We start from the raw sequence: 14,870 nt of genomic DNA, 5'->3' as shown, positions 1-14,870 counted from the left end.
TTTTTATCCTTTCTGGCCGTCTTGATAGGCGTGGACGAGCTGGGCAAAGCGTTCCCCTCGTTCCTCAAAGCTACGAAACTGGTCAAAGCTCGCACAGGAAGGTGACAATAATACGGTTGGAATGTCCAGCTGATGAGCCTGTTTCATCGCTTCTGCAACAGCGTTTTCCAATGTATGGACAATCGAATGAGGGATACGATGGTGCTTGAGAGTTTCTGACAGGAGCGGGGCATCTTGGCCAATGAGCAAGGCGTAACCGATATGGGAGAAAACGGGAGCTAAACTGTCAATTCCGCCTTGTTTAGCCGTGCCACCAGCAATCCAGATAACACGATCATAAGCGGCGAGAGCATGGGTGCTGGCTTCAGCATTGGTTGCTTTGCTGTCATTAATCCAAGCAACCCCATCTATCGTGGCGACATATTGCAGACGATGAGCCAGACCGGGGAAGCTGCGAATAGCGTCTATAATAACGGCATCATCAACGCCAAGGAACCGTGCGGCTGCACGACAGGCTGCGCTATTTTGAGCATTATGGCGGCCCGGGAGCATAGGCGCCTCATCAGGAGAGAGAGCTTCCGTGGCGTTTAAGATGAGGGTGGGGATATGACGCGCTTTTAAGGATGTGCGTAAGGTGCGGTTCCACGGGGCATCCTCACCTAAAATAGCGAGGTCGTCTTTGGTCATATGGTCAAAGACATGAGCTTTTGCCTGAGCGTACCCTTCCATATCTCCATGACGCTCGAGATGATCGGGTGTGAGGTTGAGCATGATCGAACAACAGGCATGGAAGTTCTCAAGACGCTCAAGCATGTAAGAAGACATCTCGATAATATAAACGCCATCGTCTCCTAAGGGCGGGAGAGCAAGAGACGCTGTGCCGAGATTGCCTCCAGCCGCTGTCGGAATGCCGGCATGGGTGAGGATATGGGTCAGTAACGCTGTTGTTGTGGATTTCCCATTTGTTCCCGTCACGGAGACAAAACGTGCCTGAGAGCCAGCCTTGCGGGCAACCTGCCAGAGTAGCTCAGCATCTGAAAGGATCGGTACGTGCTGGGATCGTGCCAATACGGCAACAGGATGCGGTGAAGGAAGCCGGTGCGGAATGCCCGGTGATAAAATCAGCCCGTCCATAGCGCGTAGATCTGTGAGTGGCGCAAGGGTGAGGTTGGGGTGTTCAGGCAGCGTAGGGGCGGTATCGTCCCATGCTTGCACGGTCGCGCCCATGTCTAAGAGGGCTCGGACAACAGCTGTTCCGTTACGCCCCAACCCGCAAACGGCATAATGGGATCCGTGGAGGAGCTGAGAAGGCCATAAGGAGAGAGAAGAAGTCATCATCGCAATTTCAGTGTCGCTAAACCGCAAAGGCCGAGGATAAAGGCAATAATCCAGAAGCGTACGACAATCTTAGGTTCTTGCCAGCCTTTTTTCTCAAAGTGATGGTGCAGAGGCGCCATGAGGAAAACGCGCTTTCCTGTGCGTTTAAACCAAAAGACCTGCACGATAACCGACAATGTTTCGGCCACAAAAATCCCACCGACGAGGCAAAGAACCAGCTCATGTTTTACCGCAACAGCGACAGCACCAAGAGCGCCCCCGAGGGCGAGAGACCCGGTATCGCCCATGAAGACATCCGCTGGGGGGGCATTGTACCATAAAAAACCTAACGAACCCCCAATAAGAGCAGCGCAAAAAATACTCAGCTCCCCCGTGCCGGGAACGGGGTGGAGTTGCAGATAGTCTGCAAAGACGTGGTTCCCGACTAAATAGGCGATAAGGGCGAAGACGAAGGCCGCGATAATGACGGGAACGGTTGCGAGGCCGTCCAGGCCGTCAGTCAGGTTCACGGCGTTTCCAAATCCAGCAATCGTCACCATCGCAAAAAGAGGGAAAACGTAGCCGAGAGGGAGAACGAAGCTTTTCGCAAACGGAAAAGCAAGCACATTGCGGAGTTCGGGTGGGGTCAGCATTTCAAGCCAGATCCCCGCGATGAGAGAGGCTAAAAACTCGCATCCAAGGCGTGTTTTTTTAGAGATCCCTTGTGTGTTGCGACGCGATAATTTGAGATAATCATCGGCAAAACCAACAGCACCGAAGGCGAGTGTGGTCAGCAGCACAGCCCAGACGAAACCATTGCGGAGGTCTGCCCATAATAAGGTGGAGATGGTCAGGGCCGCTAAGATCAACATGCCGCCCATTGTTGGCGTGCCGGCTTTTTCCAGAATATGGCGCTCAGGCCCTAGGGTACGAATAGGCTGCCCTTGCCCTTGGATCCGTTTAAGTTGAGCGATGAAGGGACGCCCCCAAAAGAGCGAAATCAACAAAGCCGTCAGACACGCGCAGCCGGCGCGGAAGGTGACATAATGCAGGAGGTTAGCAAAACCACCATGGGGGGAGGCGTGGGTCGCAAGGAGATCAAAGAGCATTAGGGAGAGACCGAAGAAGAGGCTTCCTGCACGGAAGGGTGGGCGTTAAGGAGAACGATAAGGTCACGCATACGACTGCCAAGGCTGCCTTTAACCAGCAACACATCGCCAGAGCGTACAGCGGCCTGAACAAGCGGGGCAAGTTGAGTAGCATCGGGTGCATACCCTCCTCGAAGACTTTGGGGAAGGGAGTCGTACAAGGATTTCATATGCGGGCCGCAACAAAAGGTGAGAGCGCTGGCAGCCATGATCGGTGCGGTGAGGGCGCGATGCTCATCATCGGAAAATTCGCCAAGCTCACGCATATCTCCAAGCGCTGCAATGCGGCGCGAGGCTGGTAGAAGAGCAAGCGTTGCCAAAGCTGCGCGCATGCTTGGGCCAGAGGCGTTGTAGCTTTCATCAATAAGAGTGACGTTGCCGGGTAAAAGGCACTTGAGCCCCCGCCCTGCTTCAGGTTTGTAAGAAACGAGAGCAGAAGCAGCAGCTTGAGGAAGAAGCCCTAACGCACTGACGGCCCCTAGGGCGAGAGCTGCATTTTGCGCGAGATGTTGCCCTGGGGCGGAGAGTGATACATCCGTATCCCCTGTGGGAGTGTGCAGATGGAAATGGCTGCCCTGACCGTGGCATTGCAGCGCATCAATACGCACGGTGGCAGCATGGGAGGTGCCGATTGTCCAAAAAGAGCAATCATGGGGCACTTCAGCGGCCACAAGAGATAGGCAGGGCGTTCCCTCCAGCGCGATTGCATGGCCATCGGGTGGGATGAGCGCTTGAAAGAGCGTAGCCTTTTCGCGTGCGATGGCCTCAATACTGCCCATATGGCCAAGATGGGCCGTCCCAATGGTGGTGATGAGAGCAATATCAGGGCGAATTTGCTCTGCCAGCGGTGCAATTTCCCCCGGATGGTTCATACCGACTTCACTAATACAAAAATCGGCATCACGAGGGAGGCGGGCAAGCGTTAAAGGTACGCCCCAATGGTTGTTGTAAGAAGCAACAGAAGCATGCGTTTTCCCATAAGGTTGAAGCGCTTGGAAAAGCATGGTTTTCGTGGTGGTCTTGCCAACGCTTCCGGTAATGGCAATGGCTTTACCGTTGAAACGTTTTCGCGCAAAATGACCGAGCGCTTCAAGTCCTTTCATTGTGTTATCAACGAAGAGAAGGCGAGGGTCATCCATTAGGCCAGCGTCTATGACGGCTTGGCGGTCATGCACCATCACGCAGGCTGCTCCTTGTGAAAGAGCATTCTGGATGAAGCGATGTCCATCGGAATGATCTCCCTGAAGAGCGATAAAGAGAGCGCCGGGCTCGAGCTGACGTGTATCAATGCAAACGCTCTGTACTGTGACATCTGCGCTAAGGCTGCCATGCGTGGCCTCGCAGAGTTCAGAGCGTGTCCATAAAGGCAGTGTCTGGGTCATAAAGAGACTTTCTCAGCGAGTGAACGTGTGAGGGCGCGGTCATCAAAAGGATAGGTTGTTGATCCAATAACCTGCCCTGTTTCATGGCCTTTGCCAGCGATGAGGAGAATATCACCGGGGCCTAGGCGTTTAAGCCCGTCTTCAATAGCGGCCCGACGGTCTCCAATCTCTTGGGCATGAGGGCAAGTAGCACGAATAGCGGCGCGAATGGTGGCCGGGTCTTCTGAGCGCGGATTGTCATCGGTGATGGTGATGCGGTCGGCAATATGGCCGGCGATTTGGCCCATCAGTGGGCGTTTGCCACTGTCACGGTCGCCTCCTGCGCCGAAAATAACATGGAGTTTGCCGCGTGTATGAGGGCGAAGGCTGAGCAAAACATGCTCAAGGGCATCAGGGGTATGGGCATAATCCACATAGGCGGCTGCGCCATTGGGAAGGTCTGCGACGCGCTCGCACCGTCCCGGCACGCTGCGCAACTGTGAGAGCAGAGCGAGCACAGCAGGCGCCTCAGCATCTTCTTCCCAACATAGTGCGGCGGCCATGAGGGCGTTATCCACTTGGAAGCGCCCGGGGAAGGGGAGCGTAATATCGGGTAAAGGCTCGCCATGAAGAGCAACGCGAATAATATGTCCTTGTGGCGTTGGCTGGGCTTCTAGCAGACGTAGGGTTGTTGCGTTTATTCCAATATCGCGGAGGATATGGCCACACTGATGGGCAGTCTGTGTTAGAGCGCTATAGGTATCGGGATCCATATCCGCATTAATAACGGCAATATTACCCGGCGGCAGAAGGTCACGAAACAGACGAAGCTTAGCATCACGATAGGCTTCAATCGTTTCGTGATAGTCAAGATGATCTCGCGTAAGGTTGGAAAACCCGGCAGCGGTGAGAGACAGACCATCAAGGCGATGCTGATGCAATCCGTGAGACGAGGCCTCCAAAGCAACATGGGTGACATGGCTGCGTTGAAGTGTGGAGAGCGTGGAGGCAAGCGCAACGGCGTCGGGGGTCGTCATCGCTGGCATCGGAGGGATGTCTGCTTGCGTGATAACCCCGAGGGTTCCAAGGCTTGCCGCTGCTGTGCCGCGGAGCTGCCAAAGCTGGCGGAGAAAATCGACAGTGCTGCTTTTTCCGTTGGTTCCGGTCACCGCGACAATGTGTTCTGGCAATGGAGCTGCAAACCAAGCTGCTGCCTGTGCAAGGAAATGGGCAGGATTATGTACGCGGATGATGATGGCTTTACGCTCTCCCTCCCAATGCATTCCGATAGAAGGGCTGTGGTTGTCATGCATGGTCACGATGGCGGTGGCGCCTGAGGTGATCGCGAGTGGGATGAATTTTGCACCATCATGATTCTGTCCACGGATTGCCACAAAAAGGCTATCAGGGCTTACATGACGACTATCGGCTGTTACAGCTTTAATTGTGAGGTCTTCAGCCAGTGAAGCAGTGATGCCGTAGCGTGAGAGGAGTGTAGAAAGAAGCATGGTAGAGCGCCTTAATGGCCGTGGGAGGATCTTACAGCATGGTGCGTGCGCAGCAGTGAAGGCGGAGGTGCCCCAGGGTCATTCCCAGGCCCCAATGGCCGAACCCCAGGCGGGATGGGAGGGATAAGAGGAATCTCTAAAGAGGCCTCGACCTGAGCATTACGGCTTGGGTCTGGAGGGAAGAGGCCGAGCATAGGCGCTGTACGTGTCACAATATTGGAGAAGAGCGGTGCTGCAATCCAGCCAGCTGTCGTCCAACCATGTGTTTCAGCCGTGGGATGTGGGGCATCTAGCATGACATAGAGTGCATAACGTGGCGCATTCATGGGGAACATGCCCGTAAAGGCTGTGATGTTGACATGCTTAAGGTAGGTTCCGCGGTCACTAATTTTCTCAGCCGTGCCGGTTTTGCCTCCCACGAAATAGCCAGGGCTCTCAGCACGTTTCCCGATACCTTTTGTCACGACTAAGCGCAAAATACGCCGTAATGTGTCGGATGTTTTCTCTGACAAAAGATGCGGAACTTGTGTGTCAGACATGACGACATCATCATTGTCATGATTATGAGCAACGAGCGTAGGCGTGACTAAATACCCTCCATTTCCTGTTGCCGCTGTTCCGCGCACAATTGCCAACGGAGACTCTGCAATACCATGACCGAAACCGACGGTCATAATCGTAGTGAGGCCCCAGTTTTTTCGTGATGGAATAATGGGCCGCCCTGCTTCAGGGAGTTCAATCGGCACGCGGTCGAAGAAGCCCATATTTTTAAGCCATTCTTGCTGCCGTGTTGCACCAACATCCAGCGCAATATGAGCAGAGGCTGGGTTGGAAGAAAACGCCATGACTGAGGTGAGAGGGAGCCAAGGAGCAAAATGATCGCTTTTGAGATCCGAAATTTTAAAGCGGCCAACATGGATAGGCGTTGTCGAGAAACGATCCCACGGATGGGCAACACCAAGCTGCAAGGCCATAGCAGCCGTCTGTAGTTTAAACGTGGAGCCCGGCTCATACATTCCCGTAACAGCTCTATTAAAGCGAGCGTCTGAGGGGGCATGACCAAAATCATTGGCATCAAAATCGGGAAGACTGACCATTGCGATGACTTCACCAGAGTGAATATCCATCAAAATGGCGCATGCGCCGATGGCTTGGAATTTGCGTTTGGCCTCATCCAGCTCATCACGCATAGCTGCTTGAACACGGGCATCAATGGAAAGGCGAAGAGGGGTGCGGTCAGAGCTTAGTCGTTTATCAAAATAACGTTCAACCCCTGCAATTCCGTGATTATCAAGATCAACACCGCCCATAATTTGCGCAGCAATACGTCCCAATGGGTAATGACGGCGTTCTCCTGTTTCAAAATAAATTCCGGGAATACCAAGATTATTAATCGCTAATTCTTGGGTCGGAGAGAGGTTATGAGCAAGGTAAACGAACTGCTTTTTTTTCTTAAGGCGTTTGATGAGATCTTCTTGATCAATACCGGGGAGAACGTGATGAAGTTTGGCGACAGCTTCTTCTGGGCTGATAATCTCCATCGGGTTGGCATAGACTTGCACAACAGGCAGAGAAATGGCCAATGCTTGCCCGTTACGGTCTGTAATTGTAGCACGTCGTATATTGGGAAGCTCGAAACCGCCACTCATGAGGGCTTGAGGGTCTGGCTTTGGGATTTCCGGTAATGTGGATGTAATTTGGCCGGGAAGGGGAGCCATAGGAGCGAGGACGGTCGCCATGAGCGCTTTAAGCGTTACGGCACCGTAAATAACTAGAAAGCCCATTCCAACATAGACAAGACGGTTTTGGCAACGCTCTATCCAGCTGACCTTCTGGCGGCGTTCATTCCAATAACGGAGAGAGAAAAAACGTCGTAATGCGTTCACTTTAGAAAAGTGTTTAGAGCCTTTGGTAGGGTGTTGCCCTGAGGAGGTATCGGGCTGGTCATTCGTCGGCTTCTTTGCCGATGGAGAGGGCTCTTTTTCCGTCATCGTGCTGCATTCTGCAAGGTGGTCAGCGGGTGCTCTCTAACATTGTCGTTAGAGAGAGTATGAAGGTAAGTTGTCGCTAATTTGAGAATGGAACGGGAGGTGGTAGAGCGTCTGACGAAGAGGCAGTATGGGAACTCTCCCGATGAGATGAAGAGCTACGATGGGTCGATTGAGGATGCCATGCAACGGTTTCTGCCAACGTCTCAGAAGAGGATGCACGAGACGTGTGAGTATGTCCGTCTTTGTCCGATGTGGCTCCATGGTCGCTATGATGATGGCGATGCGGCATAGAGGTCTGATCCTCCGCATTAAGCAATGCTAATTTACGTTCAAGCGAAGAATTACCACGTGCTGCATGGGAAGAGCTATGCGAAGGCGCAGAAACCGCGTCGGCATGAGCGGTGCGGTGATGTCGCTCAGGACGTGTAGGCGCGTTGACAGGCATATCAGGCGCAGGGCGCAGGGCTGCCAACGTTGGCCGTGCAACGTCTGTATGGGTAGGCGTAGCTGCAACGTCCTTAGTGCTAATAGCAGGCAAACGTTCAGCGAGCTTTTCTTGTCTGACAAATTGTGCAGGCTCAACCATGCGGAGGTGAGGAAGGATCCGTTTTGACAAAGTACTGAGGCGATCGGGTTGATTGAGCAGGGCCCATTGCGTGCGCAACATAGCTGTCTGTCCCTGCACACGGCGCGTCTCTTGCACAGTTTGAGTGATGTGCTGATCAAGGACGAGAGTATCGTGCTTCTTTGCGTAAAGGAAAAGCCCAGCGCCAGCAGCAATGAGTGCGCAGAATAAGGTAGCAGGACGGATCATGAAACTTCTCCAGAAGAAGAAAGCCGGCGCAGAGCACGCAAACGAGCACTTCGCGAACGCGTATTAAGGCGGAGCTCGTCTTTGCTTGGGGACAAGGGGCGGGTGTGAAGGAGTTCAAATGGGGCGCGCTGCTTCTGATGAAGTGAGGCAGGAGCATGACGTGAAGGGCCGCTTGTGCGGCCGCTCAAACGGGCCATAGCGCGTTTTACCATGCGGTCTTCCAATGAATGGAAGGTCACGACGACGAAAACGCCCCCCGGAGCGAGCAGGTTGGGGGCTGCCATAAGGACGCGCTCAAGTTCTCCCAGCTCATCATTGACAGCAATGCGTAGGGCTTGGAAGCTGCGGGTCGCTGGATCAAAATTAGGCCGTTCACGCGGGATAGAACTACGGATGAGCTCTGCAAGATGTCCCGTCGTTTCAATAGGGGTGCGTGCGCGTTCATTGACAATGGCGCGGGCAATACGACGAGAGCGACGCTCTTCTCCATAATAATAAAGAATATCAGCGATCTTTTGTTCTGCCTCGTTATTGACGAGGTCAGCTGCACTAGGGCCTTCTGCGCTCATACGCATATCAAGAAGCCCATCATGGCGGAAGGAAAACCCTCGTTCGCCTTGGTCAAGCTGGAAGGAAGACACCCCAAGATCCAACACAATACCGTCAAAGGGAGCGACCGAGCCTACAAGCTGCTCCATAGCGCTAAAGGCCCCTCTGTGGAGGTGAAGGCGGCCTTGTGCTGCTTTAACGAGAGGCTGTCCGCGCGAAATCGCATCTGGATCACGGTCAATAGCGTGAACGATGCAGTCCTTGGCATCAAGCATTGCGCGGCTATAGCCACCACCGCCAAATGTTCCGTCAAGATAGGTAGCACCATCACGGAGCTGCAAACTCTCCAGAACTTCCGGCAGCATGACAGGGAAATGACCTTGAGAGGAAGGATGTGTAGAGGTCATGTGCTGAGTGTCATTCATCCGCGGGCTTCTTTTTGAGGGGAGAGGGGGAAAGCTGCCCAATTTCTTTAGAACGCTTGCGAGCATCCTCACGCCGTTTTTCAGCGGCTTCAGAGGACCATATTTGAAAAATTCGTCCCAACCCCATAAACATAATAGCACCAGCTAAGGAGGCGTGTTGTTTCAAGCTTTTGGGAAGGCTAATCCGCCCTTCTGGATCGCAGCTAACCGGGTATGCATCGGCATAAAGACTGACGGAGAGATCCTCAAACTCGCTGGAAAACGGGTCATGCTTCATAAGGGATTCAGACAATGTTGCAAAAGTATCAGCTGTCCACCCTTCAACGCAGGCATGTAAATGTGAAGGACGTAAGATAACGCTCGCATCTTCATCAGCATTGTGTTGCTTCAAGACGGCACGAAAGGGTGCGGGGATTGAGAGGCGGCCTTTGCTGTCAATGCGGCTTGGATGAGTGCCGAGAAACATAGTCATAATTTGAAATGCCTCCCGTCTCATCAGAGGTGAGCAAAATCGTGCTCGTCCAAGGATTACTGAACTTTACCGTATAGATATGGGATAGCATGGGATTTTATGGGACGTCAAAGCATTATCGTAGAGAATGGCAGAAAAGGGCGATTGGTTACTGCATAGTGAACAAAATCTATACATGTAACTAAAAACAAGGATTTTCGTGACTAAGACGAAAGATGTCGCTCATTGCTGCAAATAAGAGAATACGTATCAAATGGCTTTTAAAAAAAGAGAAATGGCGAACAATAAGAGTAGAGTGCTATGTAATACGCTTCTTTATTGTCTCTTTATGCGGAGCTATAAAGCTAGACGGCCTATAAGCCGGGTTCTGTCCACTCTTGTTAAAGAGATGGGCGATCATTCCTCTGGGACAGACTTTGCAGCCTGCCTCTCGCAACCAACCCGAACAGCAGGGCCGGACACCCTTAGTCAGTGAAGACTTGCCGTTCCTATTCGGTCTTGCTCCCGGTGGGGTTTACCATGACCGGTTCTGTTGCCAGACCCGCGGTGCGCTCTTACCGCACCGTTTCACCCTTATCTGCAGCCTTGAGAGGCTCGGCAGACGGTATTGTTTCTGTGGCACTTTCCCTAGGGTTTCCCCCGCCGGCCGTTAACCGGCACCGTTATCCTGTGGAGCCCGGACTTTCCTCTACAGAAGCATGACTGCTTCGATAGCGACCGCCCAGCCGTCTAGCGCGCGTAAACTGCGTTGGAACGCAAAGAAGGTCAACCCTGAGAAGAGGAAATATCGTGCGATTTTTTAAGGGGTAAGAGGATGGAAGCTTCCAGGAGAACCAGCATCTGTCAAAATAGAGTGCTGCGCGCGATCAATCTGTAAAGAAAAGAGCATATTGGCTGTGGGTTTATCACCTGGGCATCCATGGCCTTGCCGACCAAGGACTTCCATATGAGGTGTATTGACTGACGCGTCACCATTCACAATAAAAACCAGACAATTGCGTGGAAGTGATGTTAGCCCTTGGTTGGTGATGACCGTACGTAGATGTTCGACAAGAGCCGTATTATCGTACCAGCTCAGTTTACCAAAGGTAAAACGATCATAAGCATTATCAAGCCAGCCACTTCGAGTGATGACGATCATCAAAAGGAAAACGGGTACAACGACAATTAAGCGCCGAATGAGGTGCTGTTTTAATGAACGAGGTTTACGAAGTTGCTTTAAAAAAGCAAAGCGAGAAGGGCGTTGTTCAGTCAAGTAAAACAGATCCTTACAAAGCATAGCGCAGACAAAGGGCATGGCGTGCAGCCCTTAAAGGATCTCTAAGAGCTGCACGTTTGAGGGAGAGTATTAATCTGCCATATCTTCATGCCACTGATCACCGGTTTGAGCGGTGAATTGACGTGCTTGCTCTGGGCCGTAGGAGCCCGCAGCATAATGCCCCATCGGAGCCTTATCAGCAGCCCAAGCATTGAGTGTTGGTTCTACCCAAGCCCATGCGGCTTCAACCTCATCACGACGGATGAAGAGGGCTGGATAGCCGCGAACAGCATCAAGCATCAGGCGCTCGTAGGAATCAGGGATAAGCGAACCGTCAGCAGGAGCAAAGCGACCATCTAAAGCCGTGCGCTGTAAGCCAAAGCCTGCAGCAGAAGGATTTTTAACATTGATGGACAGGCCAAACCCTTCATTAGGCTGCAGGCGAATGACGAGCCGATCAGCACCCGGCGTTCCACCAAAGAGTTTGGATGTGCCTTCTTTAAACGTCACAACGACTTCACTGAGCTTATGGGCAGAGCGTTTGGCTGTACGGATATAGAAGGGTGTGTTTTTCCAACGAGGCGTGTCCACATACGCACGCATAGCCGCGTAGGTCTCTGTGTGGCTTTCTTCGCCCAGCTCTTCGAGATAGCCTGGCACTTTTTCGCCATTCATCGTGCCTTGCACGTATTGAGCACGCACAGTTTCTGCGCTGACAGCGTCTTCTGGGATAGGGCGTAGCGCTTTAAGGACATTCACTTTTGCGTCACGGATGGCATCGGCTTCCAGCGAAGAAGGCGCTTCCATGGCGCAAAGGCTGAGAACCTGTAGGAGGTGGTTTTGGATCATATCACGCAAAGCGCCAGACGTATCGTAATAGGCGGCACGCCCTTCTACGCCGACTGTTTCTGCTGCGGTGATCTGAATGCTCTTAATATATTCACCAGACCAAACAGCTTGGAGAAGCGGGTTGGCAAAGCGCAGTGCGATAATATCCTGCACTGTTTCTTTACCTAAGTAATGGTCGATGCGGAAGATTTGCCCTTCTTCAAAGAAGCGGCTGACACCGTCATTAATAGCACGAGCTGTTTCACTATTTGTGCCGATAGGCTTCTCAAGCACAACGCGGGACTGCTTGGTAATGAGGCCATGGGCGTGAAGATTTTCACTGATGGCTTCAAAAAGCTGTGGAGCGGTTGAGTAATAGAAAACGCGGATACGGTCATCTGGAGATTGAGCAAGAATCTCTTTTAGGCCACCCCAGTTGCTCTCATATTTCGTACTATCAATCGCGATGTACTGGATCTTTTTTAGAAAACGCTCAATGAGATCAGCATCTTTATGGGCGTCGGGAAGGAAGCGATTGAGGGCTTCGCGCGCACGCTGCCGGTATTCCTCATTATCAAGTTTAGAGCGAGCTGAACCGATAATACGTGCTTCTTCAGGAACATGACCAACGCGAAGTTGGTTATAAAGGGCAGGAATAAGCTTACGCATCATAAGGTCGCCTGTGGCGCCAAAGATGATGTAATCAAATGGGGCAGTCTGTTGAGAATCAGACATGGGTGGAAGAGCCTTTCTTATCTAGACGCTTTTTGAGGAATGCAGGCACGCAATTGTGCTTTGAAAAGCGGTTCCTTATGGTTCCTCTTAGTTCCGTCCTGTTGAGTCATATGTCAAGGTGGAACCTCACATTCTAAGAGATGTAAGGAAGGAGCAAAAACAGGTTGGGGAACCTTCACTTATTTTAGCATGATACCTTCACTTATTTTAGCATGATAAAGGGCGCAATACAGCCCATGAGGGACAATCAAACATTGACCATTTCTCTTGCGCAGGATAAGCCGCGCGACAGGATTGAAGGTAGCATGCGGAGAAAAGCTCATGGATATCGGTAACGGACCAGAAGGAAGCGCAACAGGGGGGATTGCTGCAGATCGGTTGCGCTCCATTATTGAACGTGTGGAACGTCTTGAAGAAGAGCGTAAGGCGCTTGGCAGCGATATTCGTGATATTTTTGCAGAAGCAAAATCAGCAGGCTTTGACGTGAAGGTCGTTAAGCAAATTATTAAATTGCGCAAGCAAGAGCCTGCCGAGGTAGAAGAGCAAGAGACGCTTCTTGATATCTATCGTCGTGCGTTAGGTATGTAAGCTCCCCTTCATTCAAGAATGGGGTGATAGAAGCGGCACATGCGTTTGTGCCGCTTTTTTTGTGAACATTAGCGCTAAGCGGGAACGCCTTCCTTGAAAATATGCTGAAGCGTTTGGCTGAAAAGCTCGACCAAAGGAGAGGTCGTCTCGCGACGCAATCCGATCGCAATGGTTGCGTAAGGGGCGGGTTCGTCAATCTTATGGAAAGTAACACCACCCGTGTGTAGTTGGTGAAGGGACTGGGGTACGACAGAAATCCCTAAACCCGCTGCAACAAGGGGGATGGTGCCGGCAATTTGTGGCGCTTGCTGACCAAGAGGTGGCGTAATGCCGGCATTTTGATAAGCAGCGAGGATAGCATCATAAAAGCCAGGCCCGAGTTCTCGTGGAAAAATGATGAGCGGTTCATTGGCGAGCTGTTGTAGGTGAAGCCGTGCACTGTGAGTGAAGCGGTGCCCTTTTGGAAGGGCTATAAGCGTCGGTTCATCAAGGAGCGGGATCACTTGTACGTTAGCTGGGTCGCTCACAGGTGGGCGTAAAATGGCAATGTCGATACGATGAGCACGCAAAGCTTCACATAAAGCAGGTGTGTTGCTTTCTTCTAGTGATAACGTGACATCTGGAGCGATGCTGCGGAAATGGCGGATTGCGAAGGGCATGGCAGGGAGGAGAGGAACGGCGCCGGCAAGACCAATGCGCAGATGGCCTTTCTCACCGCGAGCAAGTCCGTGAGCTTGTGCGATAAATTGCTGACGGAGGTCGAGAATCAGCCGAGCATGAGGGAGAAGCGCTTGCCCTTCTTCTGTGAGGGTTACCCCGCGGGTTTGGCGGCGAAAAAGAGAGACGCCTAAGGTTGCTTCTAGCCGTTTAACTTGTTGGCTGAGTGGTGGTTGCTCAATGCCGAGCCGTTCAGCTGCGCGCGTGATGCTTCCGGTCTCAGCAACGGCGACGAAATAGCGAAAGTGACGTATATCCATAATCCATATATAGGATATATACCCCTAGCCGTAAGTATATATTTGCAGTTAATCCTTCGTGGTTCTAATGTGTCCCTCGTTAAACGTAACAGGGGGCCATATGACTCAACGTTCAGGTAAAGACGCTTCATCGGCAATACGGCCTAACCGTCTTTTCCAGACCTCGACCATGGCAGCATTGCTTGATGCTGTTTATGATGGTGAGATGACCATGGACGAATTGCTGGAGCACGGTGATTTCGGTCTGGGCACCTTTAATGCGCTTGATGGCGAGATGATCGTCACAGGTCGTGAGGTGCGTCAATTCCGCTCTGAGGGCATTGCCTCAGATGTACCAAGTGATCTTAAAACACCTTTTGCCTGTGTTACTCATTTTGAACCCGAGCAAACCATTACAATTGACCAGCCGCTAGGCAAAGCAGAGTTCGAAGCGCTGGTGAATAAGATGCTTGATAATCCAAATTTATTTGGTGCTGTTCGCTTTACGGGTGAGTTTGAGAAGGTCGATACGCGCACAGTGTTCTGTCAGTGCCGTCCTTATCCGGGCATGCTTGAGGTGGTGGCCAAACAGCCTACCTTCACGATGAACAATATCAGCGGTGTGATGCTGGGTTTCCGGACACCACCTTACATGCAGGGCATTAATGTCGCGGGGTATCATCTGCACGTGCTGAGTGATGACCGCAAGCATGGTGGCCATGTCACAGATTATCGCGTGCTACGTGGTAAGCTGGAGGTGGCCCGTATCTCTGACCTAGAGATTGCACTGCCGCGGCACAAAGAGTTTGCAGAGGCTGACCTCCTTCCAGCTGGTTTGAACGAAGCTATTCATACAGCTGAAGGCGGTTGAGGCTGATCTCTTTCGTTTAATCGCGTTTTCTGGCCTGCGGCACCTTTGG

The 14,870-nt window shown here is 52.1% G+C and carries 13 protein-coding genes and 1 other RNA gene; 2 read left to right on the top strand and 12 right to left on the bottom strand.

Features of this window, described 5'->3' with window-relative positions; genetic code table 11:
* Positions 1-3: 3 nt before the first annotated feature.
* From murD to zwf, 11 genes are all read right to left on the bottom strand, one after another.
* On the bottom strand, positions 4-1,338 hold the full coding sequence (gene murD / locus GS535_RS02810) for a UDP-N-acetylmuramoyl-L-alanine--D-glutamate ligase (RefSeq protein WP_202401626.1): 1,335 nt from the start codon (positions 1,336-1,338) through the stop codon (positions 4-6).
* Complete coding sequence (gene mraY / locus GS535_RS02805; RefSeq protein ID WP_160792345.1) at positions 1,335-2,426, bottom strand: phospho-N-acetylmuramoyl-pentapeptide-transferase; 1,092 nt, start codon at positions 2,424-2,426, stop codon at positions 1,335-1,337. The genes murD and mraY overlap by 4 nt, the downstream gene beginning before the upstream one ends.
* Complete coding sequence (gene murF, locus GS535_RS02800; RefSeq protein ID WP_160792344.1) at positions 2,426-3,847, bottom strand: UDP-N-acetylmuramoyl-tripeptide--D-alanyl-D-alanine ligase; 1,422 nt, start codon at positions 3,845-3,847, stop codon at positions 2,426-2,428. The genes mraY and murF overlap by 1 nt, the downstream gene beginning before the upstream one ends.
* Positions 3,844-5,334 carry a UDP-N-acetylmuramoyl-L-alanyl-D-glutamate--2,6-diaminopimelate ligase gene (locus GS535_RS02795; RefSeq protein ID WP_160792343.1) on the bottom strand — a complete coding sequence of 497 codons (1,491 nt, stop codon included), beginning with the start codon at positions 5,332-5,334 and terminating at the stop codon, positions 3,844-3,846. Before GS535_RS02795 ends, murF begins: the two co-directional genes overlap by 4 nt.
* 11 nt (positions 5,335-5,345) lie before the next feature.
* Entirely contained in the window at positions 5,346-7,325 is a 1,980-nt protein-coding gene (locus GS535_RS02790) for a penicillin-binding protein 2 (RefSeq protein ID WP_160792342.1), read from the bottom strand.
* A 76-nt stretch (positions 7,326-7,401) separates the two neighbouring features.
* Positions 7,402-8,139: a hypothetical protein gene (locus tag GS535_RS02785; RefSeq protein ID WP_160792341.1), complete on the bottom strand. Its 738-nt coding sequence runs from the start codon at positions 8,137-8,139 to the stop codon at positions 7,402-7,404.
* Positions 8,136-9,095: a 16S rRNA (cytosine(1402)-N(4))-methyltransferase RsmH gene (gene rsmH / locus GS535_RS02780; RefSeq protein WP_202401625.1), complete on the bottom strand. Its 960-nt coding sequence runs from the start codon at positions 9,093-9,095 to the stop codon at positions 8,136-8,138. The genes GS535_RS02785 and rsmH overlap by 4 nt, the downstream gene beginning before the upstream one ends.
* A 10-nt stretch (positions 9,096-9,105) precedes the next feature.
* Positions 9,106-9,585 (bottom strand): division/cell wall cluster transcriptional repressor MraZ, encoded by a 480-nt coding sequence (mraZ, locus tag GS535_RS02775; protein ID WP_160792339.1) that lies wholly within the window; start codon positions 9,583-9,585, stop codon positions 9,106-9,108.
* 340 nt (positions 9,586-9,925) lie between these two features.
* An RNA gene (gene rnpB / locus GS535_RS02770) (RNase P RNA component class A) lies at positions 9,926-10,318 on the bottom strand.
* A gap of 66 nt (positions 10,319-10,384) precedes the next feature.
* The gene (locus GS535_RS02765) at positions 10,385-10,840 is read right to left on the bottom strand and encodes a hypothetical protein (protein ID WP_237442175.1); all 456 of its coding nucleotides are present in this window, start codon (positions 10,838-10,840) and stop codon (positions 10,385-10,387) included.
* Between the two features lie 93 nt (positions 10,841-10,933).
* A complete protein-coding gene (zwf, locus tag GS535_RS02760; protein WP_160792338.1) occupies positions 10,934-12,406 on the bottom strand; it encodes a glucose-6-phosphate dehydrogenase in 1,473 nt (490 codons plus the stop codon).
* Between the two features lie 321 nt (positions 12,407-12,727).
* Between zwf and GS535_RS02755 the strand changes: the two genes are divergently transcribed.
* Positions 12,728-12,994: a DUF2312 domain-containing protein gene (locus GS535_RS02755; protein ID WP_018979685.1), complete on the top strand. Its 267-nt coding sequence runs from the start codon at positions 12,728-12,730 to the stop codon at positions 12,992-12,994.
* 74 nt (positions 12,995-13,068) lie between these two features.
* On the opposite strand, the gene GS535_RS02750 is transcribed toward GS535_RS02755, so the two are convergent.
* The gene (locus GS535_RS02750) at positions 13,069-13,971 is read right to left on the bottom strand and encodes a LysR family transcriptional regulator (RefSeq protein ID WP_160792337.1); all 903 of its coding nucleotides are present in this window, start codon (positions 13,969-13,971) and stop codon (positions 13,069-13,071) included.
* 100 nt (positions 13,972-14,071) lie between these two features.
* Here GS535_RS02750 and budA point away from each other — a divergent pair, with 100 nt between their 5' ends.
* Positions 14,072-14,821, top strand: coding sequence for an acetolactate decarboxylase (budA, locus tag GS535_RS02745; protein ID WP_160792336.1), 750 nt, complete (start codon positions 14,072-14,074; stop codon positions 14,819-14,821).
* Positions 14,822-14,870: the final 49 nt, after the last annotated feature.

The sequence above is a fragment of the Saccharibacter sp. EH611 genome, from assembly GCF_009834765.1.
In the GTDB taxonomy this organism is placed as follows: Bacteria; Pseudomonadota; Alphaproteobacteria; order Acetobacterales; family Acetobacteraceae; genus Saccharibacter.
The sequence above is the reverse complement of the archived record's forward strand: the minus strand, read 5'-3'. Positions and strand labels throughout refer to the sequence as shown.